At 74.4% G+C, this 24920-nt stretch carries 20 protein-coding genes; 9 read left to right on the top strand and 11 right to left on the bottom strand.

The features are described 5' to 3' along the window. The first annotated feature begins 108 nt into the window (after nucleotides 1–108). Nucleotides 109–414 (top strand): hypothetical protein, encoded by a 306-nt coding sequence (locus tag Q8W71_RS21180; protein ID WP_305527389.1) that lies wholly within the window; start codon nucleotides 109–111, stop codon nucleotides 412–414. On the opposite strand, the gene Q8W71_RS21175 is transcribed toward Q8W71_RS21180, so the two are convergent. Next, nucleotides 375–905: a DUF2442 domain-containing protein gene (locus Q8W71_RS21175; RefSeq protein ID WP_305527388.1), complete on the bottom strand. Its 531-nt coding sequence runs from the start codon at nucleotides 903–905 to the stop codon at nucleotides 375–377. The two genes, Q8W71_RS21180 and Q8W71_RS21175, sit on opposite strands and share 40 nt — an antisense overlap. Nucleotides 906–1350: 445 nt before the next feature. Between Q8W71_RS21175 and Q8W71_RS21170 the strand changes: the two genes are divergently transcribed. The 5 genes from Q8W71_RS21170 to Q8W71_RS21150 all read left to right on the top strand — a co-directional run bounded on the left by Q8W71_RS21170 (nucleotide 1351) and on the right by Q8W71_RS21150 (nucleotide 7893). Beyond that, nucleotides 1351–2097, top strand: coding sequence for a hypothetical protein (locus Q8W71_RS21170; RefSeq protein ID WP_305527387.1), 747 nt, complete (start codon nucleotides 1351–1353; stop codon nucleotides 2095–2097). 159 nt (nucleotides 2098–2256) lie between these two features. After that, a complete protein-coding gene (locus Q8W71_RS21165; RefSeq protein WP_305527386.1) occupies nucleotides 2257–3870 on the top strand; it encodes an adenylate/guanylate cyclase domain-containing protein in 1614 nt (537 codons plus the stop codon). 5 nt (nucleotides 3871–3875) lie between these two features. Next, the gene (locus tag Q8W71_RS21160) at nucleotides 3876–4799 is read left to right on the top strand and encodes a protein kinase domain-containing protein (RefSeq protein WP_305527385.1); all 924 of its coding nucleotides are present in this window, start codon (nucleotides 3876–3878) and stop codon (nucleotides 4797–4799) included. A 64-nt stretch (nucleotides 4800–4863) separates the two neighbouring features. Further along, nucleotides 4864–6201: a PP2C family protein-serine/threonine phosphatase gene (locus Q8W71_RS21155; RefSeq protein WP_305527384.1), complete on the top strand. Its 1338-nt coding sequence runs from the start codon at nucleotides 4864–4866 to the stop codon at nucleotides 6199–6201. Nucleotides 6202–6504: 303 nt separating this feature from the next. Next, nucleotides 6505–7893 carry a methyl-accepting chemotaxis protein gene (locus Q8W71_RS21150; RefSeq protein ID WP_305527383.1) on the top strand — a complete coding sequence of 463 codons (1389 nt, stop codon included), beginning with the start codon at nucleotides 6505–6507 and terminating at the stop codon, nucleotides 7891–7893. Nucleotides 7894–7923: 30 nt separating this feature from the next. Here the strand turns inward: Q8W71_RS21150 and Q8W71_RS21145 are convergent, their stop codons facing one another. The 10 genes from Q8W71_RS21145 to Q8W71_RS21100 are packed head-to-tail and all read right to left on the bottom strand — an operon-like array spanning nucleotide 7924 to nucleotide 21024. Next, nucleotides 7924–8268, bottom strand: a complete 345-nt coding sequence (locus Q8W71_RS21145; protein WP_305527382.1) for a hypothetical protein — start codon at nucleotides 8266–8268, stop codon at nucleotides 7924–7926. Then, entirely contained in the window at nucleotides 8268–11834 is a 3567-nt protein-coding gene (gene tssM / locus Q8W71_RS21140; protein ID WP_305527381.1) for a type VI secretion system membrane subunit TssM, read from the bottom strand. Before tssM ends, Q8W71_RS21145 begins: the two co-directional genes overlap by 1 nt. Then, a complete protein-coding gene (locus Q8W71_RS21135) occupies nucleotides 11831–13594 on the bottom strand; it encodes a type VI secretion protein IcmF/TssM N-terminal domain-containing protein (RefSeq protein WP_305527380.1) in 1764 nt (587 codons plus the stop codon). The genes tssM and Q8W71_RS21135 overlap by 4 nt, the downstream gene beginning before the upstream one ends. Next, nucleotides 13591–15516: a type IVB secretion system protein IcmH/DotU gene (icmH, locus tag Q8W71_RS21130; RefSeq protein WP_305527379.1), complete on the bottom strand. Its 1926-nt coding sequence runs from the start codon at nucleotides 15514–15516 to the stop codon at nucleotides 13591–13593. Before icmH ends, Q8W71_RS21135 begins: the two co-directional genes overlap by 4 nt. 26 nt (nucleotides 15517–15542) lie before the next feature. Beyond that, complete coding sequence (gene tssK / locus Q8W71_RS21125; RefSeq protein ID WP_305527378.1) at nucleotides 15543–16874, bottom strand: type VI secretion system baseplate subunit TssK; 1332 nt, start codon at nucleotides 16872–16874, stop codon at nucleotides 15543–15545. Nucleotides 16875–16906: 32 nt separating this feature from the next. Next, entirely contained in the window at nucleotides 16907–17419 is a 513-nt protein-coding gene (gene tssJ / locus Q8W71_RS21120; protein ID WP_305527377.1) for a type VI secretion system lipoprotein TssJ, read from the bottom strand. A 39-nt stretch (nucleotides 17420–17458) separates the two neighbouring features. Continuing rightward, entirely contained in the window at nucleotides 17459–18430 is a 972-nt protein-coding gene (locus Q8W71_RS21115; RefSeq protein WP_305527376.1) for an FHA domain-containing protein, read from the bottom strand. Beyond that, nucleotides 18427–19530, bottom strand: coding sequence for a class I SAM-dependent methyltransferase (locus tag Q8W71_RS21110; RefSeq protein WP_305527375.1), 1104 nt, complete (start codon nucleotides 19528–19530; stop codon nucleotides 18427–18429). Before Q8W71_RS21110 ends, Q8W71_RS21115 begins: the two co-directional genes overlap by 4 nt. A 40-nt stretch (nucleotides 19531–19570) precedes the next feature. Then, nucleotides 19571–19954, bottom strand: coding sequence for a PAAR domain-containing protein (locus tag Q8W71_RS21105; RefSeq protein WP_305527374.1), 384 nt, complete (start codon nucleotides 19952–19954; stop codon nucleotides 19571–19573). Continuing rightward, a complete protein-coding gene (locus Q8W71_RS21100; protein ID WP_305527373.1) occupies nucleotides 19951–21024 on the bottom strand; it encodes an ATP-binding protein in 1074 nt (357 codons plus the stop codon). Before Q8W71_RS21100 ends, Q8W71_RS21105 begins: the two co-directional genes overlap by 4 nt. Nucleotides 21025–21129: 105 nt before the next feature. On the opposite strand from Q8W71_RS21100, the gene Q8W71_RS21095 reads away from it, so the two are divergent. From Q8W71_RS21095 to Q8W71_RS21085, 3 genes are all read left to right on the top strand, one after another. Further along, nucleotides 21130–21438, top strand: coding sequence for an STAS domain-containing protein (locus tag Q8W71_RS21095; protein WP_305527372.1), 309 nt, complete (start codon nucleotides 21130–21132; stop codon nucleotides 21436–21438). Nucleotides 21439–21621: 183 nt separating this feature from the next. Further along, nucleotides 21622–24342 (top strand): type VI secretion system ATPase TssH, encoded by a 2721-nt coding sequence (tssH, locus tag Q8W71_RS21090; RefSeq protein WP_305527371.1) that lies wholly within the window; start codon nucleotides 21622–21624, stop codon nucleotides 24340–24342. Nucleotides 24343–24405: 63 nt separating this feature from the next. Beyond that, nucleotides 24406–24888, top strand: coding sequence for an Hcp family type VI secretion system effector (locus Q8W71_RS21085; RefSeq protein WP_305527370.1), 483 nt, complete (start codon nucleotides 24406–24408; stop codon nucleotides 24886–24888). Nucleotides 24889–24920 lie beyond the last annotated feature (32 nt).

The raw sequence follows: 24920 nt of genomic DNA, 5'->3' as shown, positions 1-24920 counted from the left end.
CCGAGAGCGCCGAAGATTGCCAAGTCCGCCGGATCGGTCCCAGGATGCGCCCCCGGGGCGCGATCCCCGGGTGCGATTTCAGGCGCGGGACGGCGGTGCGAGGCGGCGATGTCGGGTGCGGTGACGGAAGAGGTGCGGCGGCGCAACGCGCAGGCCTCGGCCGACAAGGTCCTCGACGCCCTCGGCTCCGCCCTGCGCGACGCCCTCGACGCGCTGGCCGAGAGCCGCGGGGACGCGGCGCTCGACGCGTTCCTCGACCGGCGCCTCGCGATGGTCGAGTCCCTGCGCGCCGCGCGGTCCTGGGAGCCCGCCGCGCTGGCGACGGCCCGCGCCCGGGACGCGGCCGCCGTCGAGGCCGCCCTGCGGGCGGTGGTTCAGGCCGTGCGGGACGACCGGGCCGACGCGCGGGGCTGAGGCGGCTCGGACTCGCTCCGGCGCGGGCGTCCGCGGGTGCGGGGCCGGTAGCGGGCCTGCCGCAGGATCGGGTCGCGCAACGCCGCGCGGCAGACCATCGCCACGGGCGCCGGCACCGGGTGTGTGCCGGCCTTGTAGGTGTTCCAGGCGCTGAGCGAGATGCCCAGGAACTCCGCCGCCTCCTGGTTGGAGAGCCCGAGTTCGGCCTGCCACGCGGCGAGGTCGCCGCAACTGAAGGCGCGCTGCTCGGCCGCGATCCACCACAGGTGCGTCGCCTCGATGGCGAGGTCCCCCCAGGTCACGCGGGCCCCGTTCCCCTCGACCCGCGCCGCGGCGAACAGGCGGCGGTCCTTCAGGGGCTCCAGGGCCCCCCCGCCGCTGGCGATCCAGCCGGCGAGTTCGACGCAGACGCACCGGCCGTCCCGCCACGTCACGGCGAGACTGGTGCGGCCGATGCAACTCACACAGGCGATGGCGGCAGGCTCTGGCATCGGATGTCCCCTCGCTCGACCGGCGGGCCTCGGCGCCGCCGTCATGCCCCCGTGTTAAGTCCGTCCGCGGACTGCACGGGTGCGGGCGGACACGCCGATCCGGGCTCCGCGGCCCCGGGCGGCGGGTGCGGGTGCGGACCCGCACGGGGAGGCCGGTCCGGCCCGGGACGCGCCCCGCCGGGACGCCCCCGCTCCGGGCTCGGGACGAGCGGGGACACGAAGACTTAACCCTGTGCAGCGCCCCGGGGGTGGCCGGGGATCCAAGTCGGCCGGCGCGCCCGCGAAGATCCGGTCCGCGCCTTGCGCCGCGCAAGCGAGTCTTGTGCCGCCGCGACGGCCGCCGAAATCTGTCGTCGATCGCGCGGATCGGGCGGCGAAAAGCGCTGGCGCGGATCCGGGTCTTTCCCTAACCTGACTCGTCTGCGATGGGGATGGCGAGGCGCGGGTGGATTGGCGTCCGATGCTGATCGGCACGGCGGCGAGCGTGTCGTTCATGACCCTGGCCCTGGCCGGGGCCTTCGCGATGGTCGGCCTGTCGCCGCCCGCCCGCCCGCTTCAGCCGCCCGTGCGGGCGCTTCCCCCCGTGCCCGCGCCGGTCCGGCTCGACGCGCAGGTGCCGGAGGCGGTGCGGACCGTGCCGGCCGAACCGGCACCGCAGGTCTCCCTGCCGATCTCCCTGCCGATCGCCTCGGCGATCCCGCCGCCCGCTCCCGTCACGGCCCGCCCGGCGCCGCCCGCCGCCGAGCGCCCGAGACGGGAGGCGCCGGTGCGGGTCGCCGCCCTGGCCCCGGTTCACACGCCGGCGCACGCTCCGGCCCCCGTCGCCCGCCCCGAGGTGCGGCCGCAGCCGGCGGTGCTCGCCGCGCCGCGGATCCGCCCCGAGCGCGAGGGCGCGGCCGAGGGGGTGGTGACGTCCGGGCGTCTGCGCCGGTTCCGCGCCGCCCTGCGCCTCACCCCCGAGCAGGAGCCGCTGTGGCGCCCGGTCGAGCAGGCGCTGCGCCGGATCGGCGACGAGCAGGCGGCGCTGATCCGGGCCGGGCAGGACCCGCGCGACGCCTTCGGGTTCGTCGCCGCGATGCGCATCTACGCGGTCGCCCGCCCGTTCCTCGACGCCCTGCGCGAGGACCAGCGCGGTCAGGTCCGCGCGCATGCCCGCGGCATGGGCTTCGGCTCGGTCGCCGCGCAGATCTGACGGCCGCCCGGCGGCGCCTCCGGGCCGCTGCCGGTAGACGCCGCCGTTGCCTTGGCCGCGCCGGGCTGTACAGCTCGGGGCCGCACCCCGTGCCGTGCGACCGGACCCGCGTGCCGCCCCGTCCGGGCGGCGCCCGCGCCCCGGAGGGAGCGTTTCAGGATGTCGAGCCTCAGCGAGCGCACCGCACGCAACCAGCGGCTGATGGGCCCGCTGCTCTGCGTCTCGATCCTGCTCGGGCTGGCCGGCCTGCCGCTCGCCGCCTGGCTCGACCTGCGCAACCTCTCCGAGCGGATGCTGGAGGCCCAGGCCCGGGAGACCGGCCGTGTCATCGACCAGATGCGCAGCCTCTACGCCAGCGACGTGGTGCAGGCGGTCAACACCGCCACCGGCCGGATCGTGACGCGGCACGACTACAAGGGCATCCCGAACGCGATCCCGATCCCGGCGACGCTCTCCCTCGAACTCGGCGAGCGGATCGGCGGCGAGGACGGCGCGATCAAGTACCGCTTCATCTCCGACCTGCCGTTCAAGGACCGCAAGGCGCACGATCTCGACGCGTTCGAGCGCACCGCGCTCGCCGGGCTGCGGGCCGACCCGCGGGCGGGCTCGGCGCTCGACGTCAGCGGCTCGATCTTCGACCGGCAGGTGCGCATCGCCGCCCCGATCGTCATGGAATCGGCCTGCGTGCGCTGCCACAACAGCCACCCCCTGAGCCCGAAGACCGACTGGAAGGTCGGGGACGTGCGCGGCATCCAGGAGATCGTGCTCCATCAGGCGATCGCCGCCAACGTCTTCGCCTTCAAGTACCTGATGGGCTACTTCGTCCTCGCCGCGCTCGCCGGGACCACGCTGCTGGTCCTCCAGGGCCGCCAGACCCGCCTCATCGACCGCATGAACCGCGAGCTGACCGAGTCGAACGGCTTCCTCGCCTCGATCTCGGTGCAGATCGCCAAGTACATCTCGCCGCAGGTCTACAAGAGCATCTTCAGCGGCGAGCGGGACGTCTCCGTGGCGACCGAGCGCAAGAAGCTGACGATCTTCTTCTCGGACATCAAGGACTTCACCGCGACGACCGAGCGGTTGCAGCCGGAGGAGCTGACGGCGCTGCTCAACGAGTACCTGACCGAGATGACCGCCATCGCCCACCGCCACGGCGGGACGGTCGACAAGTATATCGGCGACGCGATCCTGGTGTTCTTCGGCGATCCGGAGACGAAGGGCGTGCGCGAGGACGCGGCGGCCTGCGTGCGCATGGCCGTGGCCATGCAGCGCCGCCTCGCCGAGCTCAACGCCCGCTGGCGCCGCGCCGGCATCGAGCGCCCGTTCCAGGCGCGCATGGGCATCAACACCGGCTACTGCAACGTCGGCAATTTCGGCTCGGACGAGCGGCTGGACTACACGATCATCGGGGCCGAGGCGAACCTCGCCGCCCGCCTGCAATCGAGCGCGACGCCGGGCGGGATCATGATGAGCTACGAGACCTACGCGCTCGTCGGCGACATCGTGCAGGCGAGCCCGCAGGACCCCATCCGGATGAAGGGCATCAGCCGGGAGGTGGTGCCCTACGCGGTCGAGGGAAACCTCGACGCGGCGGTGCCGGAATCGGTGTTCTGCGAGCACGGGCGCGGCATCGACTTCTACATCGACGTGGACGCCCTGGAGGCCGAGGGCGCCGCGCGCCTGCGCAAGCGCCTCGCCGAGGCGCTCGCGGCGGTCGAGCGCCGCGCGAAGACGGCGCCCGCCGTCCCGAGCGACAGCCTCGTCCGGCTCTGACGGCCGTGCGCCCGGGGACGGGGGCCGGGGGGCCCGGCGGTCCGTCCGCAGGTGGGTCCGTCGCCCCGCACGAAGCCTCGCACGACCTGCCCCTTGCGGATCTGCCCCCCGAGGACCTGCGCCGGGCCGAGGCGGCCGGCTGCCGGCTGACCGGCCTGCGCGCGGCCTCGCGCCACGCCCGCGTCCACGGCGCCCGGGCCGGCGGCCGCCCGGCGGTGCTCAAGGTGCGCGCCGGGGCCGACGACCCGGTCGGGCGCGCCCGCTTCGCCCGGGAGGGCCGCGCCGGCCTCGCCCTGCGCCACCCGGGCCTCGTCGAGACCCTGCGCTGCGGCCCGGACTGGATCCTGCTCGGCGATCTCGGCGTGGCGGGCGGCCCGGCCGAGAGCCTGCACGACCGAGTGCGCGCGGCGGGGCCGGACCCGGCCTGGGCGGGGCGGCTCGGCGGCGTCGCCGCGGCGCTGGCGCACCTGCACGCCCGCGGGATCGTCCACCGGGACGTGAAGCCCGGCAACGTCCTGCTCGGCCCGGACGGGCCGGTGCTGATCGACCTCGGCGCCGCGGGGTTCGCGGCCGGCGACGACCTCGGCGCCGGGGAGATTGTCGGCTCCCCGGCCTGGATGGCGCCCGAGCAGATCCGCGGCCACCCGCCCCGGGCGAGCGCCGACGTCTGGTCCTTCGCCCTGGTCCTCGTCCACGCCGCGTCCGGGGTCCCGGCCTTCGCCGGGGGCGCCGATGCCGTGCTCGCGCATCGCCGGGGCGGCGGGGCGCCGGGGGCCGGGTTCCTGGGGGCCGGGTTCCTGGGGGCGGTCGAGGGTCTCGACCCGGGCCTGCGGCGCCTCGTCCGGGCGGCGCTGTCCGAGGACCCCGCGGGGCGCCCGCCGGTGGAGGCCTTCGCGCGGCCCGCCGCCGCACCGCGCCTGCAACCTTGACGCCCGCTCGGGAAACGGCACAGGAGGCGGGCGCACGAGCCCGCATGGGAGAGCCGGAGCCGACATGAGCGAGGCAGGGAGCGAGACGCGGAGCGACACGGGGGCGCCCGGCCCGCTGACCGATCTGGTCCGCTCCCACCCGGCCTTCGCCCCCCTCGACGGCGGGGCGCTCGACGTCCTCCTCGCCGACAGCCGGGTGGTCTGGTTCTCCGCGGGCGAGACCCTGGTCCACCAGGGCGACGAGAGCGACTGCGCGCTGGTGCTGCTGGAGGGCACGGTCGCCGTCGTGGCCCAGACCGAGTTCGGCCTCGCGACCCTGTCCGAGCTGTCGGGCGTGCAACTCCTCGGCGAGGTCGGCGTCTATGCCGGGCTCCCGCGCTCGGCGACGCTGCTCGCGCGCACGCCGGCCCGGGCGCTGCGCATCGGCCGGGCGGCGATGATGCGCCTGTGCTACGACGCCCCCGAGATCCCACTGCACGTGATCCAGCAGCTCGGCGCCCGGCTCAACGCCTTCAACCAGGCGATCGCCACCTACGCCGACGCGCTGGCCGCCCTCGACGCGGACCAGGGCGATCCCGCGATCGTCGAGACGCTGCTCAACCCGCCGCCGGAGCTGACCAACTTCGCCACCGCCTTCCGCAAGATGGCGCAGTTCATCGCCCAGCAGCGCCAGCAGCGCGAGGAGATGGCGAGCGCCGCCGCGATCCAGACCGCGCTGCTGCCGTTCCCGCTCCCGGTGGACCCGCGCGGGCGCTTCCGCCTCGACGCGCAGATCAAGCCGGCCCGGCACGTGGGCGGCGACTTCTTCGACGCGCTCATGGTCGAGCCCGACGCCGTGGTGGTGACGATGGGCGACGTCTCGGGCAAGGGCGTGCCGGCCTCGCTGTTTGCCACCGTCTGCCAGATGGTGATGCGCCTCGTGCTCGCCGACGGCGCGGATCTCGGCGCCGCGCTCACCCGGGCCAACGCCCTGATCGCCTCGGCCAACCGCGAGGGCATGTTCGCGACCTTCTTCGTCGCGCGCCTCGACCTCGCCACCGGCGAGCTGCGGTTCTGCAACGCCGGCCACGTCTGGCCGACGCTCCAGCGCGCCGACGGCACCTGCGAGGAATTGCGCGGCAACGACCTGCCGCTGGCCGTGCTGGACGATGCCGCCTACGGCGAGCGCCGGGCGCGGCTGGAGCCCGGCGACCGGCTGATCCTGTGCACCGACGGCGTCACCGAGGCGATCGACGCCGCGGGCGAAGAGTTCGGGCAGGCCCGGCTGGTGGCGGCCCTCGACGCCCTGCACGGCCGGGCGGACGACCCCGCGGCGGCGATCGTCGCGGCCGTGGACGCCTTCTCGGAGGGCCTGGAGCCGTTCGACGACACCGCCTGCCTCGTCCTGCACCGCTGCGCGTGAGGGCGGGCCCGGGCGAGCGGCCGCTCGTGTGCGAGGCTCGCGATCGACCCGGGCGGGAGCCGGTCCGGCACGACGGTTGAATTCAATGATAGATACAACTTCAGAGATGAATTATTATAAATCGGGAGCGATGGGGCCGTATTAAGCCGTCATCAATCGACGGACAGTATGGATGTGCCATGCAATCGGCGTTCCTCCGGCCTTTCGCGGGACGCCCGCCTCAGCGTCGCGCGCCGGAGGCGCCTCTCCGGGGGGCGGGCGCTTCGCGAGGCGCTCACGGGTCCCCATCGAGGTGTTCCGCGCATGAGTTCGTTCTTCCGGCGCAGAGCCGCCTCGCCCGCACCGCTCACGGCGCTGTTCGATGCCGCGGCTGCGGAGCGCGGGGATCGGGAGGCAGAGGTGATCGCCTGCCTCGACAGGCTGAAGGCGGGGGACCTGACGGCGCGCACGGGGCGTGACGATCCGCTGTCGCGCGCCGTCGACGCGCTGGCCGAGCGCTTGGCCGCGGACGCATCCCGTGACCTGGACCGCGCCGTATCGCTCAGCATCCAGAGCAGCGAGACGGCGATCACCGCGGCCAGGATGATCAAGGCCGCTCAGGAGATCGACGAGCGCACGCACCTGCTCTCGGACACCGGGACGTCGCTGACGGGCTCGATCGCCCAGGTCAGCGACGCGGCGACCGCGACGACCGCCGATGCGGCCGAGATGCGGGCGTCCGTCGCGGCGGGCAGCACGTCGGTCGGCGTCGCGGTCGCGGCGATGTCCGAGATCGCGGCGTCGGTCGCGGCCGTGTCCGCCCGCATCGTCGGGCTCAAGGCGGAATCGGACACCATCGACGTCATCGTCGGCTCGATCGACGCCGTCGCGCGCCAGACCAACCTGCTCGCGCTCAACGCCACCATCGAGGCGGCCCGGGCCGGGGAGGCGGGCCGCGGCTTCGCGGTGGTCGCGGCCGAGGTCAAGAGCCTCGCGCAGCAGACCGGACAGGCGACGGACGACATCCGCCAGCGGATCGGCCGCTTGCAGGCGGAGATCGACGGCATCGTCGGCCTCGTCGCGGGGGGCGAGACCGCGTCCCGGAACGGCTTGCGGATGATCGAGGATTTGGGCGACCGGATGCGGGCCGTCACGCGCTGCGTGGACCACGTCGCCACCCGGATGGACAGCCTGTCGCGGATCGTCGCGGAACAGACGGAGTCCGCGCGCAGGATGTCGGAGGGCACCGGCGACATCACCGAGGTGACGGCGCGGAACGCGGCCGAGGTGCGGACCCTCTCCGACCTCATGGACCGGGGGCAGGCCCTGGTGGGCGAGCAGCTCCAGACCCTCTCGCTGGCGACCTTCACCGACAAGGTCCCGCGCCTCGCCAAAGCCGACCACGTGACGTGGAAGAAGCGTCTGGCCGACATGGCGGTCGGCCGCATCGCCCTGAACGCGGACGAGCTGAGCGACCACCATTCCTGCCGTCTCGGCAAGTGGTACTACGGTGACGCCTCGTTGCCGTACCGCGACAATCCCGCCTTCCAGGCCCTCGATGCGCCGCACGAGCGCGTGCACGTGCACGGGAAGGAGGCGGCCCGCCTGTTCGCCGCGGGCGACCTGCGCGGCGCCCTCCAGGCGATCGGCCGCGTGGACGAGGCCTCCCGGCAGGTGCTCGGCCTCCTCGACGATCTCACCGCGCGGGGGTGACCCGGCCGGCAGGGTTCGGATCGGGCGGGATCACGGATCCGGCACGAACTCGTCGGGCTTCGGATTGTTGGTGAGGCTCTCGCGGGTGAACCACGCGGTCTTGGGGCGGGCGGTGTTCGTGCCGACGATGCGCATCTCGTAGACCTGCGTCATCATCTCGGGGGTGTCGACGAGCTGGACGCGGGTCGCCACCGGCAGGCGCAGGCAGTCCGAGAAGAACCCGCCGCCCGCCCGCGCGGCGGCGGCGCTGCCGCAGGCCAGCCCGCCCTTGCGGGCCCAGACCTTGCTGCCGAGCACGTCCACGAACTCGTCGGCCCGCGCCGGGGCGGCGAGGGCGAGGAGGACGAGCGCCGCGCGCAGCCGGGCTCCGGGCATCAGAACTCCGGACACTTGAAGCTCGTCATCTGCCGCAGGTCGAAGGGGTTCTTCAGGGTCGGGGTCGTCACCTTCAGGCGGACCCCCCGGCGCCCGACCTCGAAGGCGAGCAGCATCGCGTCGCCCGACGGCGCGAACCGCCCCTGCGCGACGAGGCGGAACAGCCCCCAGGGCCCGTCGCCGACCAGGGCGTTGACCGTCCCGTCCATCTCCGGCCGCAGCGACAGGGTGGCGGGGGCGTTGGGGATCGGCGGCGGCCACTGGCCGGTGAACGGCACCTCCGGCCCGTGCGCGTAGGTCAGGCTCGCGCCGCCGATGTCGAACTGCATCGTGTCGGCCTTCGGGTCGAGGCGCACCGGCTCCAGGGTGAACCGCACCGCGGGCCGGTCGCCCTCGGCGAAGAAGGCGGCGGTGATCGCCTCCGCCTGCTCGAACATCGCCAGCGTCGGGTCCGGCGGGTCGGAGGGCAGGGCGCGGCCCTCGCGCCAGCGCCAGGGCCGGCTGCTGGTGTCGACGAGGTTGGCGAGCTGGGTCCGGCGGAAGCCGGCGATCAGCCCGTTGGGGGAGAACAGGCGGGTGAAGTCGGCGAGCGGCACCTCGGCCTTGGCCCTGAGGTCGAACGGGAACGCCTTCGTCACGATCGCCTGGCAGGCGGGGCGGACGTTGGCCGCCCAGGCCTGGGCGGCGCGCCCGCGCACGTCGTACTTCACCAGGGCGGCGGCGTCGGCGGCGAGCCGGGTAAAGTAGGGGCGGATCGCGACCGGCAGGCGGTTGATCGCCGCCTGGGTCATCACCGCCCCCGGCGGAGCGATCGGCGCGTCCGGCTGGGACGCCCCGGCCGCGACGATCAGGAGCTGCTTGTAGAGCGGGTCGAGGCTCTTGAGCACCGCGTCGACCTCCGAGTCCTGGCCCTCCTTCGGCCGGGTCACCGCCTCGCGCAAGGGCGCGAACTGGCGGGAGATGAGCTGGCGCGGGCCGGTCATCAGCGCGGCGACCGAGGTCTTCGGCAGCAGGGCCGCGGTGATCGGCGAGGTGGCGATCGGTGACGCGGCCAGCGACGAGGCCCCGGCCTGGAGCTTGATGCCCTGGATCACCCCGTCGCTCACCTCCCGGTCGAGGCTGGTCTCGGCGACCACGGCGGTGAGGAGCTGCACGATCGGCGAGGCGGGGCCGTTGAGGATCGCGAGCAGGTCGGCGGCGGCGGCCGCCGTCGGCAGCGGCGGCACCGTCAGGTCGGCGAGCAGCGTCTCCCAGGCGCGGACGTAGTCGGCCCGGTAGAGGTCGAGGATGCCGGACTGGATCGCCCGCGGGGCGAGGTTCGGCTGGTCGGCGGCCTCCGGCCCGAACACCCAGGCATCGGCGGCGAGCGCCTCGCCGATGGCGCCCGCGGCGGGGCTCGCCTCCGACAGGCCGGCGGCGGTGTAGAGGCCGCGCACGCCCTCGGCCAGCGAGGCGCCCGACGCCCGGGCGACCGCGCGGGGCCCGAGGCTGCCGGCGTGGTCCACCGGGCGCCAGGGCCGCAGCGCCCGCAAGGCGGGCTGCTGGCGCAGGATCTCGTAGCCGATCTGCGCCACCGTGGTCCCGGTCAGGCGGCGGCGCGTCTGTGCGACGAGGGCGTCATCGATCGCCTGGGGCGGCACGGACACGTCGGACAGGGCGACGAGGTGGCCGACGGCGCGCTGGAGCGACACCGGATCCTCGGCCGGTCCCAGCCAGTCGCCGGCCAGCACCGGTCCGAGTTCGGCCATCAGCGCGGCCGGCGGGCGGCGGCCGGCGCCGAGCAGCAGGTAGAGCTTCAGGCACTGGAAGCGCAGGGCGGCCGGGCTCGCCGGGTCGGTGAGCCGCGCCTCCAGGGCGCGCAAGGTCAGGGGCACGAGCAGGCGCGTCAGCCCGCCGCGATAGGCTTCGGCCGCCGCCGGACGGATCTCGGCGACGTTGACGAGGCTGTCCGGCGCGGGGGCGGCGGCGGCCGCGTCGAGGCCGCCGAGGTCGTTCAGCGCCGCGAGCGTCGGCGCGAAGCCGGCGGCCGGCTGCGGCGCCTTGGCCCCGGGGCTGAGCCGGGCGAGGCTCGCCCGCGACAGGTCGGCGGCGGCGATCACCTGCGTGACGTAGAAGCCCGCATCCTGGTAGGCCGACCAGAGCAGCAGGCCGCCCGCGGTGACGATGCCGGCCGCCGCGGCGCGCACGCCGTAGGTCCGCAGGCGCAGGGCGAGGCGCGCGCGGCGCGACAGGCCGCCGCTGCCGGCCTCGCCGGGGATGATTTCGCCGAACAGGCGCTTGAGGAAGTAGCCGCGCCGCCGCATCCGGGCCTCGCCCGGCCGCGCGGCGATCGCGGCCGGGGACACGGCGAAGGCCTGCGCCAGCGGCCCGCCGATCGCGTCGACGGCCGCGCCGTCCTGGAGGGCGCTCGACAGGAACACGCCGCGCAGCAGCGGCGGCTCGTCGAAGCGGTTCTGCCGGGCCAGATCCTCCAGGAACGCGGTCAGCCGGTCGCGCAGGCTGGCGAGCTGGGCCGGGAACTCGAAGGCCAGGGTCCGGCGCAGCGCGTCCGGCTCGGCGTGGAGGAAGCTGAGCTGGCGGGTCGCGGCGCGCCGCACGAGGTCGTCGAAATCGTGCCCGAAGCGCACCCGCGCCGCCTCCCGCGCGGAGACCGCGTCGAGGGGCTTCAGGGCCACGCCCCAGATCTGGGCCCGCTCCTCGGCGCCGAGGTTCTCGAAGAACTCCGCGAAGCCGGGCACACGGTCGAGCTTCGACAGGAGCACGTAGACGGGCGTGCGCACGCGCAGGCGGTGGGTGACCTCGTCGAGGCGGGCGCGCAGCGCCCGGGCGAGCTCCGCCCGCTCCTCGTCGCCCAGCGCCGCCAGCTCGGTGGCCGAGATCACGAGGAGCACCCCGTTGACCGGCTGCCCCGGCCGGGCGGCGCGCAGCAGGTCGAGGAGCCGCGGCCACAGCCCCGCCCAGGCCGGCCGGGCGCCGAGCACGAGGTCGCCCGCCGCGTCCACGAACACCGCGCCGTCGCTGACGAGGAAGCGGCAGGGGGGATCGCCCGCCTCCAGCTCCGCCGCGCGGGCGTCGTAGGGCAGGTTGAGGTCGGCCGCCGCCAGCATGCTGGACTTGCCCGAGCCGGGCGGACCGATCACGAGGTAGCGCGGCAGCGCCCGCCGCCGCCCGAGCAGGATATCGGCGAGCCGGCGCCCGCGCAGGCGCCGCAGCGCCCGCCTCGCGGCGAGGCGGATCTCGGCGAAGGCCGCCTCCGAGGCCTGCTTGTCGGCGTCGACCCGGACGCGGGCCTCGAACTCCTGCCGGTCGAGGGCGTCGAGGCGCGCCTGGTCGGCGCTGTTGCGGCCCGCGCGCAGCAGCGCGTTGAGCACGCCCCAGCCGACGACGATCAGCAGGATCACGACGAGCCGCGCGGCCTCCCCCTCGAACGGGCGGAAGCCGCCGAAGGCGACGAGCGGCAGCACGAACCACGCGAGCAGGGCGAGGCCCACGGCCGACAGCGCCGAGAGGACGAGGATCAGGACGAGCCAGCGGGGATCGCTGCGGCCGAAGGTCAGGAGGCTCATCGCGCCGGCGTCCTGCTCTCCAGCACGGCCCGCGCGTAGTCCGCGTAGGCGGTCTCGACCCCCGGGACGGCGCCGAGCCGCAGGGCCGCCTCGCCGTGCCGCAGGAGCGGCGCTTGCGCCTCCACGGCCAAGCCCTCGGCCTCGCCGCGCAGCCACCGCCGGTAGGCGTCGGCGTCCGTCCGTCCCGCCGTGGCCGCCAGCGCCCCGCGCAGGGCCGCGTCGGAGGCCTGGGTCCGGACGAGGTCGCGGGCCAGCCGCTGGTTGAGGTGGGGGGCGAGGCTGACCGTGAGCCCCTGCCCGTAGAGCCCCTCGCCGCCCTCGGCGATCAGCGCCTCGGCGTAGCGGTCCAGCGGCAGGACCGGGGGCGGGAAGGCGGCGGCGCCGGGGCCGCGCAGGGCGTCGAGGGTGTCCAGGCCGGACAGGACGACGGGCAGCTCGGCCGGGTCGCTCGCCGAGAGCTTCGGGCCCAGCGCGGCGGCCGCCTCGTTGACGCCGGCGATGCGCGCGATGCCGTCCTGGTAGGAGAGGGCGCAGGCGAGGCCGAGGCCGGCGCAGGCCACCACCGTCGCGGCGGTCAGCGCCCAGCCGCGGATCGCCGCGCGCCGCGCGCCCCGGTGGCCCCGCTGGGCGAGCCCCGCCTCGGGCAGGATCACCCGCCGGACCGTGCCGGCCACGAAGTAGCCGAGGGTCTCGTCGTCGCGCCCGAGGTCGGGCGGCATCGTGCCGGTGCGCGGCAGGCCGAAGCGCTTGGCCATGTCCGGCAGCAGCGCGTCGATCGCCAGGGCGTCCTGCTGCGTGCTGGTGAGGTAGACCCCGCGCAGCCACGCCCCCGCCCAGCGCCGGTCGTCGGCGGGCATCAGCGGCTCGACGATCGGCTTCAGGATCGCCTCCAGCGCCGCGACCTGCGCGCCGAAGCCGACGATGCGGGCGCTCTGGACGGGATCGGTCTCCGGGGAGATCCACTGGGTGACGCGGGCGCGGATCGCGTCGAGGAGCCGGCGGAAGCCCGCCCGGTAGGCCGCCGCGAGGTCGCCCGGCTCCCGCCCGGCCGGCTCCGGCGCCCGCGGCGCCTCCGGGTCTCCGCGCCCCGAAGCTCCGCGTCCCACATCTCCGCGTCCCGTGCCGTCCTCCGGCTCGGGACGCGCGGGCGCCACCGCGGGGCGCGGGGCCTCCAGCCCGGGCCCGAGATCGACCGGCAGGGTGAAGCCCCAGGGCTGCTCGCGCTCGGCCGGCTCCAGCCGGTCGAAGAACTCGGAGAAGCCCGGCGTCAGGTCGAGCTTCGACACCACGACGTAGAGCGGCGGCGCGTAGCCGAACCGGGCCTCGAACGCCTGGAGGAAGCGGCTGACGGCGGCGCTCATCTCGGTGCGCTCGGCCACGTCGGCCAGGGTGAGGTCGGCGGGGCTGAGGACGAGGATGATCCCGCTCACCGGGATCGCCGGCCGCAGGGCGCGCAGCAGCGGCAGGACCGGGTGGCCGCCGTCGGGGCCGGGCTCCTGCTGCACCACCTCGACGAACAGGGCGTCCTCGCCGATCCACCAGCTCGACGAGGCGAGCTCCAGCGGCCGGTCGAGGGCGAGGCCGGAGCGCCGCAGCAGCTCGGACTTGCCCATCCCGGGGGGGCCGACCACGAGGTAGGCGGGGATCCGGTCGCGGGCGCGCCTCCGGTGCAGGCGCCGGTAGCGCAGGGCGGCGAGCACCTGGGCGGCCTCACCGGGTCCGTCCCCGCCGGACCGGCCGATGCGCAGGCCCCGGATCACGGCCGTCCCGCTCCGGCGGGCGCCGCCCCCGCCGGAGCGGGGGCGGGGGCGGGGGCCGTCGCGGGGGCCGGGGGCATCGCCGGCGCGGAGGCCGGGGCGCCGCGGCCGATCAGGGTCTCCTCGGCGGGGATCTGGATCTCCACGCGCCGGTTGCGCGCCCGGCCCTCGGCGGTGGCGTTCGAGGCGATCGGATCCGCGTCGCCGCGCCCGACGACCTCGACCCGGCTCGGGTCGTTGAGGAAGGCTTGCAGCGTCGCGGCCACCGAGGCGGCGCGCGCCCTGGACAGGTCGACGTTGGTGCGGAACGTGCCGGTGGCGGCGATCGGCACGTTGTCGGTGTAGCCGGTCACCCGGATCGACCCCGGCTCGCGGTTGAGGGCGGTGGCGATGCGCTCGATCAGCGGCGTGTCGGAGGCCGGCAGCGCGGCGCTCGCCGAGGCGAACGAGGCGGTGGGCAGGCGCACCGCGACGATCGTCGGCGTGCCCACCACCTCGACGCGGTGCTCGGCGATCTCGCGCTGGAGCACCGCGGAGATGCGCTGCACCTGGGTCAGCGCCGCGGGCTTGCGCGGGGCGGGGGGGATGTCGGGCTTCGCCACGGGGATCGGCGCGGCCGGCACCAGGGCGGCGATGCGCTGCATCGCGATGTCGACCCGGTTGGCGAGGCTCAGGCGCAGCACGAGGTAGAACCCGGCGAGCATCAGCAGCGCGCACAGGATCGGCACCCAGAAGCGCAGGGCGCTCGGGGGCGCCCGGTAGGGCACCGCCGCCCCCTGCCACGCGGGGGCGAGGTCGCGCTCGTAGGAGCCGCGCACCCGGCGGATGATCCGGTAGAGTTCGGCGCGCAGGCGGTTGAGGAGGTTCTGGCCGTCCTCCATCACCCGGTACTTGCCGACGAAGCCGATCGCGAGGCACACCGCCTGGAGTTCGAGGACGTCGATGTTCTCGTCCGGCGCGTGGACGAGCTGCTGGAGCAGTTCGAAGAAGCGCTCGCCGCCCCAGGTCTCGCCGTAGAGCAGGCTGACGAGGCTGCCGGTGGCCCAATGGGCGTGGCCCGCCCAGGCGGTGTTCAGGATGATGTCGTCGATCGTCGCGCACAGGGCGTAGCGGGCCACCAGCATCGCGCGGTTCGGCACGCCCTTGGCCATGGCCGCCGCCTCGAAGCGCCGGATCTCGTCGAGGATCCGGTCGCGGAAGGTGCGCACGTCGGCGGGGGCGGCGCTCTCGTTGAGCCGGGCGGCGAGCCACAGCAGCGGCGAGGCCACGCTCACCAGCGGGTTCAGCGCGGCGGCGTCGAAGGCCGCGTCGACGAAGGCGTCGGCGCGCCGGGCCGCCGGGCTCAGGGCGTCGGGCCGGCGCGCGCCGGGCTCCGGGGCGAGCACCGCGGCGAGGTCGGCCAGCGGACCGCTGCCCCCCGCCCCTCCGAATCCGCCGCGGCCGAACGCCTCCTGCCCGAAACCGCCCTGCCCGAAGCCGCCCTGTCCGAGGCCGCCCTGTCCGAGGCCGCCTTGTCCGAGCCCGCCCCGGCCGAACGCGTCCGGCTCGAAGCCCCCGTGCCCGAGCGGGCTCGGGCCGAGGCCGGCTTGTCCCAGCCCCGTTTGCCCCAGTCCCGCTTGCCCCAGACCGCCCTGTCCAAGCCCCCCCTGTCCCAACCCGGTTTGCCCGAAGCCGCCCTGTCTCGGCCCGCCCCCGCCGAGCGGCGCCCCGGGGCCCCGCCCGAACGGGCCCGGGTCGCCCGCCCCCGGGGCGCCGTGGGGGCTCCCGCCGCCGAGCGGGCCGCCGAGGATGTCGAACGGGTCGGCCGGCGCCGCGCGGTCGTCGCGCCGCGGCCGGCCGCCGACCGGCGGGACGCCCTGGAGGGGCCGCCGGACGGTGTCGTTCGCACCCTCGTCCCGGTCGGGGAGGGGGTTGATCCTCTGCATGGCGCGGGCCCCGTATCCGTCCCCGATCAGTCCTTGATCGCCCAGAGTTCGAGTTCGAGGCCGGGAAACTCGCCCGCGACCTGAATCGCGAGGCCGCTCGATGCGGCGATATGCTTCCACGACCCGTCGTTGCGGTCGAGTTCGAAGTAGGCTTTCCCGGTGTGGAACGGGATCTGACGGGGTGCCACGGGCAGGCTGCGCACCGGGATGCCCGGCAGCGCCGAGTTGATCAGCTCGTGGATCTGCTCGACCGAGCCGACCTTGGTCTGGGCCGGCAGGGAGCGGGTGAGCAGCGAGGCGGGCACGCCGGCCTTCACCGCCAGGAAGAAGTTGTAGCGGGTGAAGATCGACCGGTCGGGCACCTGCGCGACGCGGATGCCGTAGCGGTGCTCGGTCATCGGGATGATCATCGCGCCGCGGTCGAGCACGGCGTTGAGCGCCTGCCGCAGGGCGGCGGCCACGGGCACGTAGCAGAGCTGGAGGTCGTCGTGCTTGTAGGTGGGGAAGGATTGCGGGCGCCGCCCCGCCGTCGTGAAGGTGGCGAGTTCCCCCGCCAGGGCGACCAGGAACCGGTAGACGTCCTCGGCGTGGACGGTGGCGGCGCCCGCGAGGTGCTCGCAGAGCGGCTGCGCGCGGTTGATCGCCTGGAGCATCATCAGGTCGGTGAGGTCGCCCGCCGTGCCGGTGTCGCCGGCCGAGAGCCGGGCGGCGATCGCCGCGCCCCGGTGGTTGAGCAGGCCGACGAGCTCGGTGAGCAGGCCCGCCACGAACGGCGAGATCCGCACGTCGAGCGCGGGCGGGATGTAGTTGTCGTCGAGCACGACGCTGTTGTCGGAGCGGACCTCGACGATCCGGGCGAGGCCGATGCAGAGCAGCCCGCGCCGGTCGGCGGTCTCCAGCACGTAGCGCAGGCGCAGGCGCCCGACGGTGATCGCGGCGGTGCTCGCCTGCCCGAGATTGGCGTCGGGCACGTCGAAGTCGGAGGCGACGTAGCGCGTGGCCGCCCCGGGCTCGGATCCGCCGACCGTGTCGTCCCCGGGCTGGTAGACGGACAGGGCGAGGTAGACGACGCAGTCGCGCAGGTTCTGGCCGAGTTCGAGGGGCGGCGGGTGGTCGGCGGAGTCCGGCAGGGCGAAGGGCGTGCCGTCCTCGAACGCGCCGACCGCGCGCTCCAGCGCGAAGCGCCCGGTGGCGAGCAGGCCGCGGTTGAGCCGCAGCTCCGTCAGCCCCCAGGCGTTGCCGCGCAGGCCCGCGATGCGGTTGCGCAACAGGTGCTCGAAATATCGCGCTTCCTGCTGGAAGTGCTGGGGACGGATGAACATCCCCTCCGTCCAGACGACGCGATCGTCGAAGGCCATCGTGGCAATCCCGTAGAGTCCAGGCCGTCCGGCTATTCCTGCGGAACCACGGCCACCGATTTCGTCGTGATCTGGACTTTGACTTTGAGCGTCCGGTCGCCGACGAAGGGGACGAGAGCACGCCACTTGGCGGCGCGATAGTCCCGGAAACCCACAGTCACGCCGATCAGCGCGGTCCCGTCGACCAGCTTGGCGGCGATGTGCCGGACGCCGCTCGGTGGCAGCACGGTCTCGTAGCGGCTGAGCGAGGCGGAGCCGAGCGTCGCCTCGTCCTTTTCCCAGAGCTGGAAGAAGTTGGCGTTCACGAACGCGGTCTGCGAGGCGAGCAGGTAGATCCGCACCACCACCGGGGCGGGGTTGTTCTCCGCGTCGGGATTGATCAGCGGCGAGGCCTCGATCAGGAAATCGACCGTCTGGCCGGCCGCCGGCTTGATGTCGATCTCGAGCGGCGGCGGCTCCTTCTTCTCCATGCAGGAGGTCAGCAGGGTTCCGAGCCCGGCCATGCCGACCAGCAGTTCCCGTCTCCTGATCAGACCGGTCCGCACGATTCCACCGCGATCGTTAAGCACATGTTGACCAGTCGGTTAGATGGGAGTCTTGGTTAACAGGATGCTAATTTTCTCGTGAAGCTCCTGCCGGACCTGCGGGCCCAGGGCCGGTCCCGCGGCGTCGAGGGCGGCATCGAGCGCGGCGGCAAGGCGGCGGGCGGAGAGGTCGGGCCGCGCCTCGACCAGGGCCACGAGGCTGGGCGCCTGCGGGCCGGGCACCGCGCGCAGGTGCGGGGCGGGGTCCGCGGGCCCGGCCTCCCCGAGGGCGGGCACCCCCGGCCGCAGCGGCAGGACCACCGACGCCGCCCGGTCCTGGTGGTTGTCCTGATAGCCCTCTTGCCGGTTCTCTTGCCGGCTCTCCTGGCGCGGCGCGAACGGCGCCTCGGCCGGTGCCGCGACGGGCTCGTTCATCCAGTTCGCGTCGATGAGCCCCCGCGCAGCCGGTGCCGGGGCCGCGGGGAGGGCGGCGGCGGGGAGGGGAGCGGACAGGCCCGCCCCCGGACCGGCCGTGCCCGAGGGGCTACCGATGGGGACGCCGATCGGGCCACCGATGGAGCCACCGAACGGGCCGCCGAACGGGTCGCGCGACGCGGCCGGCGCCGCGATCTGGGCGGCGAAGGCGTCCGCGTCGAGGGCGAAGCGCCCGCCCGCGGCGGCGCCGGCCGTGGGCGCCCCGGCGGCCGGCTGGCCGGCCTCGACCGTCACGGCGATCTGCGCCTCGCCGATCCGCAGCCGGTCGCCGTCGCGCAGGCTGACCGAGGCGCCGTAGCCGACCGGCTCGTCGCTGCCGTTCACGTAGACGCCGTTGGCGGAGGTGTCGGTCAGGACGAAGGCCCCGTGGCTCGCGTCGACGCGCAGGTGCAGGCGCGAGATCAGCCGGTCGGTGTCCGAGATCGTCCAGTCGGCCTCCGGGGAGCGCCCGACCGAGAGGCTGCCGGCGCGCAGTTCGACCCGCTGCCGGGCGCCCATCAGGCGCGGTGGGCCGAGGAGGTCGAGGACGAGCTTCATGCCGGCGCCTGCGCGGGGGATCGCTCGGGGTCGGCGCGGCGGCGCGCGACGGCGAGATGGGCGCGATAGCAGACGCGCGCGCGCTCGTGCAGGCGCACGTGCCACGGCACCTCGCCGGTGCGGACTTCGTGCAACGCGCCGCTCTCCGCCATGAGCCGCGCCAGGGCGGGCTCGGGCTCGCTCTCGCCGCGGGAGCGGCCGCCGAGCCACGCCGCGTGGGGGGTCACGTTGCCCGACCAGTCGAAGGGCGTGCACAGCACCGCCCCGCCCCCGGGGGCCAGGGCGGCGGTGATCGCGGCGAGCCCGGCCCGGGGGTCGGTGAGGCAGTCGACGACGTTGAGGCCCGCGGCCAGCGCGAAGGTCCCCGGCCGGAAGGGCAGGGCGAGGAGGTCGCACAGCCAGACGTCGGCGGCGCCCTCGGGCCAGGACAATCCCCCGGGCTGCCCGATCGCGAACCGGCGGCGGTCGTAGGCGAGACCGACCCGGCGGCGGTCGTAAGCGATCCGCCGCGCGAGGAGGGCGCCCCGGGCGAAGCGGGCCAGGGGCACGGACAGGTCGATGCCCAGCACCGGGCGCCCGGTGCGCGCGGCGAGTTCGGCCACCGAGCGGCCGGTGCCGCAGCCGAGGTCGAGCACCGGCCCGTCGGGCAGGTCCGGCCCGAGCAGGTCGAAGCCGGCCGCGAGCGCCCGGGCCACGGCCCCCGGCCGGCCGTCCCCGTCCTCTCCGGCACGGCCCTCGGCGGGATCGTGGTCGCCCCAATGGTCCCAGACGTAGGTGGAGAGGTGCTGCCGGATCGCGTCGAAGGCGGTGCCCGGGCCGGTCGCGTCCCCGATCAGCCCCGCGACGGCGGCCGGGATCTCGGGCCGGGCGAGCAGGTAGAACAGGTTGTCGCCCGCGTAGCGCGGGAGGTCGGGCACGATGACCGGCAGGCCGTCGAGGATCGGGTACTCGGCGCCGCAGCCCCCGCAGGCGAGGATCCCCGCCTCGACGTCGCCGCCGCGCTCGGCCTCGACCACCGCCAGCGCCAGGGGCGTCTCCGTCCCCGCGGCCCGGCAGGCGGGGCAGACGGGGGCGAGCCGCTCGAAATGGCCGATCAGCACGGGGGGGCCCAAGCCGGACGGGCGATGGCGCCGCGCACGCTCAGCCCCCGATCATCACGGTGGTGCAGCAGGGCGGCAGGATCTTGCCCGTCGGCGCGGGGATCGGCGCGACGCAGGCGGGGTGCGAGGTCATGTCGCCCATCCGCGCCGCGGGCAGGGCGCCGACCAGCACCGTGGCCGAGCCCATCGCGATCATCCCCGGGCCGCCGGGCACGCAGGCCGCCAGCACGCAGGGCTGCGACAGGTCCGTGACACGGGCCGCCGGCAGGCCGCCGATCAGCACGTTCGGCTGGCCCTTGACGATGGCCAGCGGCATCGCCGGGTGGGCCGAGGGCGTCGGCACCGGCGCGGCCGGGTGGATGGGGGCGTGGCAATGGGGGTTGTCCTGGAGGATCAGGTCGGTGACGCGCGCGGCGGGCTTCATCGGGTCTCCCTCGCGATCATCCGGGACTCGGGCCGGGACTCGGGCTCGGGCGCCGACGCGCGCGACAGCGTCAGCACGTTCCAGCCCCGGGCGCGGCTGTAGGCCACGGTGTCGAACAGCGTGCGCACGAAGTGCAGGCCCAGCCCGCCGATCGGCCGGTCGTCGAGATCGGCGTCGAGGGCGGCGGGCGCCGCGGCCGCGGTCGGATCGAAGGGCAGACCGTCGTCCCGGACCTCCACCGTCAGGCCGGTCCGGTCCGCCTCGACCCGGACGACGATCTCGTGCGCCTGGCCATCCCCGTACGCGTAGAGGACGATATTCGTGAGCACCTCGTCGAGCGCCACGTCCAGGCCGGCCAGCGCCTCCGGCCGCACGCCCTCGGCGAGGAGGTACTCCTCGACCTCCGCGAGCAGCGGGCCGATCTCGGCGACGTCGTTGGACAGCACGAAGACCCGACCGCGCGCCGGGCGCAGGTCCCGCAGCGCGACCGCCGCCGCGACCGCGCCGGCCCGGCCGGCGAGCGCCGCGCGCACCCTGTCCGCCGCGTCCCGGTCCCCGTCGCCGACGGGGCGGGGGCAATCGCCGATCGAGAGCCAGCACAGGTCGCCGACGGCGAGCTGCGCCCGGGGCCCCGCCCCCCGCTCCGCGCCCTCCGCCTCGAGGTGCAGCGCCAGCCCCGCGCCGTGCGCGGCGAGCATCGCCGCGCCGGTGCCCGGGGACAGGCAGGTCACGGCGGCGTCGACGGGCGCCTCGGACCCCGTCTCGCGGAAGGCGCGCAGGCTGAGATCGAGGGCCCGGTCGGCCGGGTAGACCCGCAGGGCGGCCCGCAGCAGCGCGCGCAGCGCGTGGGCGCCGAGCCGGCCCCGGGTGCCCCCGCCGATCCGGACGACGAAGCAGGCGAAACGGTCGCGCCGCGCCCAGAAGGCGTCGTGGAACAGGGTGGCGTCCGGGCCGGCGGAGGGGCCGAGGCAGGCGAAATCGATGTCGCGCCGCGGCGGAAACTGGGCCGGGATCAGGCCCCGCTGCGTGGCCCGGACGAGGCGTCTGATCTCCGCTGCCTCGGACGCCATATCACAAGCTCTCGACCGCGACCGAAATCTGCCATGAAATCTGCCATGGCGGTCCGTCAACGGTCGAGCTATAGCGCGTCTCCGTCCCTTCGCAAGAGCCCGGCGATGCAGATTCAGGAAACACGGCAGGACGGATATCTAGTCGTCGAACCGGTGGGCCGGCTCGACAGCGGCACCTCGCGAATCCTCGATCGCAGCCTGACCAGCGCTGTCCAGCGCGGGGACGTGCGGATCATCTTGGACATGGGCCGGCTCGACTACATCGGTAGTATGGGCTTGTCGGCGTTGCTTGCCGCGGCCAAGCGAATCAAGGCTGCGCAGGGGGAGCTCCTGCTCCGCGGCATGAACGAGCGTGTAAAACTCGTCTTCGAGATGAGCGGCTTTTTGCGGCTATTCAACATCCGCGACGCGTGAGTGCGCAGCCTGCTTGACAGTATGCGGGCAGCAGCCTTAGACGAGATGCCGCCCGCTACCTCAGACAACGCGGTCGGCCGGACAGAATTAACAAGATGCGATAAGCACAATAATAAATTAGATTGTCCTTAACCTGAAGGTTGGGACAAAGAAGATCTGTGAATCTTCACGTGGGGGTGGGGCGTGGTCGCTGGTGAGCTGCAAACCCTGATCGGCCGCCTCAATCCGAGCTGCCGTCAGGCGCTCGAGGGTGCCGTCGCGCTGACGCTGAGCCGCCAGCACTACAACGTCGAGATCGAGCACTGGCTGCTGAAGCTCGCGGAGGCGCCAAACAACGACGTCGCGGCGATCCTGCGGCACTTCTCCGCCGATCCCGCGCGGCTCGTGGCCGACCTGACCCGGGTGCTCGACCGGTTCAAGACCGGCAACAGCCGCACCCCGGCGCTCGCCCCGAACGTCACGCGGCTGGTGCGCGAGGCGTGGCTGTTCGCCTCGATCCAGTGCGGCGAGGCCGCGGTGCGCAGCGGCCACCTGCTCGCGGCCTTCCTGACCGACGACTCGCTCGGCGCCATCGCCCGCGAGGATTCCCGCCAGCTCGGCCACATCAAGGGCGACGAGCTGCGCGCCAAGTTCGCCGAGGCGACGGCGGGCAGCACCGAGGCGGGCGGCGGCGCGGCGGCGTCGGCCGGCTCCGCCGAGGCCGGCCGGGCCGAGGGGGGCGCCCCCGCCCCCGGCGCCCCGTCGGGCAAGTCGGCCCTCGACCAGTTCACCACCAACCTGACCCAGCGCGCCCGCGACGGCCACATCGACCCGGTGCTCGGCCGCGACGCCGAGATCCGCCAGATCGTCGACGTGCTGACCCGGCGGCGCCAGAACAACCCGATCCTCACCGGCGAGGCCGGCGTCGGCAAGACCGCCGTGGTCGAGGGCTTCGCCCTCAAGGTCGCCCAGGGCGACGTGCCGGCGATGCTGAAGGACGTCGAGATCCTCTCCCTCGACCTCGGCCTGCTCCAGGCCGGCGCCTCGATGAAGGGCGAGTTCGAGGGCCGGCTCAAGGCGGTGATCGACGCGGTGAAATCCTCGCCGAAGCCGATCATCACCTTCATCGACGAGGCCCACACGCTGATCGGCGCGGGCGGGGCGGCCGGCACGGGGGATGCCGCCAACCTCCTCAAGCCGGCGCTGGCGCGGGGCGAGATGCGCACCATCGCCGCCACGACCTGGGCCGAGTACAAGAAGTACTTCGAGAAGGACCCGGCGCTGACCCGCCGCTTCCAGGTGGTCAAGGTCGAGGAGCCGGGCGACGAGGCGGCCATCGCGATGATGCGCGGGGTGGTGCCGTCGCTGGAGAAGCACCACGGCGTGCGCATCCTCGCCGAGGCGGCGGAGGAGGCGGTGCGCCTGTCCCGGCGCTACATCCCGAGCCGGCAGCTCCCCGACAAGGCGGTGAGCCTGCTCGACACCGCCGCCGGCCGCGTCGCGGTCGGCCACCAGGCGACGCCCGCGATGGTCGAGGACCGGCAGCGGCGCATCGAACTCCTCGACCACCGCCTCGGCGTGTTCGAGCGCGAGGGGAAGGCGGGGGGCGACTACGCCGAGCGCATCGCCGAGACGCGCGAGGAGCGCGAGCGGGTCGCGGCCGAGCTCGCCGAGCTGGAGACGCAGTGGGCGGCCGAGCGCGACCTCGTCGACCGGCTGCGGGCGTTGCGCGCCGAGGCGGAGGCCGACGCCCCCTCTGACGGGCAGCCGGCGCCCCGGGACGCGGCGGAGATCCGGGCCGAGTTCGCCAAGCTCGACCGGGAACTCGTCGATCTCCAGGGCGACCGGCCGCTGATGCGGGTGGCGGTCGACGGTCAGGCCATCGCCGAGGTCGTGGCCAACTGGACCGGCATCCCGGTCGGGCGGATGCAGTCCGACCAGATCAAGACGATGATGAACCTGGAGGACCAGCTCCGGAAGCGGGTCATCGGCCAGCCGCAGGCGCTCGCCGCGCTCGCCGAGACGGTGCGGACGTCGCGCGCCAAGCTCGCCGACCCGCGCAAGCCGATCGGCGTGTTCCTGATGGTCGGCACGTCGGGCGTCGGCAAGACCGAGACGGCGCTGGCGCTCGCCGAACTGCTCTACGGCGGCGAGCAGAACATGACCGTCATCAACATGTCGGAGTTCAAGGAGGAGCATAAGGTCAGCACCCTGATGGGCTCGCCGCCCGGCTACGTCGGCTACGGCGAGGGCGGCGTGCTGACCGAGGCGGTGCGGCGGCGGCCCTACTCGGTGGTGCTGCTCGACGAGGTCGAGAAGGCCCATCCCGGCGTCCAGGACGTGTTCTACCAAGTGTTCGACAAGGGCATGCTCCGCGACGGCGAGGGCCGCGACATCGACTTCAAGAACACGATCGTGATCCTGACCTCGAACGCCGGCACCGACCTGATCCACCGCCTGTGCAAGGACGAGGCGACCCGGCCGAGCCCGGAGGCGCTGGCCGAGGCGCTGCGGCCGGAGCTGCTCAAGTCGTTCAAGCCGGCCTTCCTCGGGCGCTGCTCGGTGGTGCCGTACTTCCCGCTCTCCGATACCGTCATCCGCCAGATCGTCGAATTGCAGCTCAACCGCATCCGCACGCGGTTCCGCGACAACTACAAGGCGGAGCTGAGCTGGGGACCGGACCTCGTCGAGGCGATCGCCGCGCGCTGCACCGAGGTGGAGAGCGGGGCGCGCAACATCGAGTACATCCTCTCGCACAGCCTCTTGCCCGACCTCTCGGGCCAGATCCTGCGCCGTCTCGCCGACGGCGAGACCATCCCGAGCCTGACGATCGGCCTCGGGGAGGGCGGCGCCTTCCGCATCAGCGACACAGCTCCGGTTACCTCCCCGTCGGGCGCGGGAGAGGATCTCGCCGCCGCCGGGTGAGCGGCGCGACAGGACCAAGCCCGCTCACCCCAACCGTTCAGCCACCCAGAGAAGGACTGAGACATGTCGATCTTCGTGAAGTTCGAGGGCATCGATGGCGATGCCACCGAGGACGGCCACAAGAAGTGGATCGCCGTCGACTCCTTCCAGTTCGGCGTCGGTCGCGGCATCAGCACGCCGGTGGGCGACGCGGCCCGCCGCGAGACCAGCAAGCCCAGCATCTCGGAGGTCGTGTTCACGAAGCGGATGGATGCCGCCTCGCTCAAGCTGTGGGAATCCTCGCTGGTCGAGAACAAGGGCAAGAAGGTCGAGGTCCACTTCACCCGCACCGGCGATTCGGGCAAGCTCGACGTCTACGCGCAGTACGAGCTGACCAACTCCCTGATCTCCGGCTACTCGGTGTCGTCGGGCGGCGAGTCCCCGAGCGAGTCGGTTAGCCTCAACTTCACGAAGGTCATGTACAAGTGGGTCGGCGCGGGCGCCGACAACACCGACGGCTCGGGCGGGAGCAACACCTTCGACCTCGCCTCGGCCAAGATGGGCTGACGCGCGCGGCGTCGCGAGGGCGGACCGGTCGC

Source organism: Methylobacterium amylolyticum (assembly GCF_030700245.1).
Taxonomy (GTDB): Bacteria; Pseudomonadota; Alphaproteobacteria; order Rhizobiales; family Beijerinckiaceae; genus Methylobacterium.
The sequence above is the reverse complement of the archived record's forward strand: the minus strand, read 5'-3'. Positions and strand labels throughout refer to the sequence as shown.

What these genes read in the sequence shown, in the direction of transcription:
- Q8W71_RS21180 (WP_305527389.1), top strand. Translation starts at nt 109, where the DNA reads ATGTCGGGTGCGGTGACGGAAGAGGTGCGGCGGCGCAACGCGCAGGCC.
- Q8W71_RS21175 (WP_305527388.1), bottom strand. Translation starts at nt 905, where the DNA reads ATGCCAGAGCCTGCCGCCATCGCCTGTGTGAGTTGCATCGGCCGCACC.
- Q8W71_RS21165 (WP_305527386.1), top strand. Translation starts at nt 2,257, where the DNA reads ATGTCGAGCCTCAGCGAGCGCACCGCACGCAACCAGCGGCTGATGGGC.
- Q8W71_RS21155 (WP_305527384.1), top strand. Translation starts at nt 4,864, where the DNA reads ATGAGCGAGGCAGGGAGCGAGACGCGGAGCGACACGGGGGCGCCCGGC.
- Q8W71_RS21150 (WP_305527383.1), top strand. Translation starts at nt 6,505, where the DNA reads ATGAGTTCGTTCTTCCGGCGCAGAGCCGCCTCGCCCGCACCGCTCACG.
- Q8W71_RS21145 (WP_305527382.1), bottom strand. Translation starts at nt 8,268, where the DNA reads ATGCCCGGAGCCCGGCTGCGCGCGGCGCTCGTCCTCCTCGCCCTCGCC.
- tssM (WP_305527381.1), bottom strand. Translation starts at nt 11,834, where the DNA reads ATGAGCCTCCTGACCTTCGGCCGCAGCGATCCCCGCTGGCTCGTCCTG.
- icmH (WP_305527379.1), bottom strand. Translation starts at nt 15,516, where the DNA reads ATGCAGAGGATCAACCCCCTCCCCGACCGGGACGAGGGTGCGAACGAC.
- tssK (WP_305527378.1), bottom strand. Translation starts at nt 16,874, where the DNA reads ATGGCCTTCGACGATCGCGTCGTCTGGACGGAGGGGATGTTCATCCGT.
- Q8W71_RS21115 (WP_305527376.1), bottom strand. Translation starts at nt 18,430, where the DNA reads ATGAAGCTCGTCCTCGACCTCCTCGGCCCACCGCGCCTGATGGGCGCC.
- Q8W71_RS21105 (WP_305527374.1), bottom strand. Translation starts at nt 19,954, where the DNA reads ATGAAGCCCGCCGCGCGCGTCACCGACCTGATCCTCCAGGACAACCCC.
- Q8W71_RS21100 (WP_305527373.1), bottom strand. Translation starts at nt 21,024, where the DNA reads ATGGCGTCCGAGGCAGCGGAGATCAGACGCCTCGTCCGGGCCACGCAG.
- Q8W71_RS21095 (WP_305527372.1), top strand. Translation starts at nt 21,130, where the DNA reads ATGCAGATTCAGGAAACACGGCAGGACGGATATCTAGTCGTCGAACCG.
- Q8W71_RS21085 (WP_305527370.1), top strand. Translation starts at nt 24,406, where the DNA reads ATGTCGATCTTCGTGAAGTTCGAGGGCATCGATGGCGATGCCACCGAG.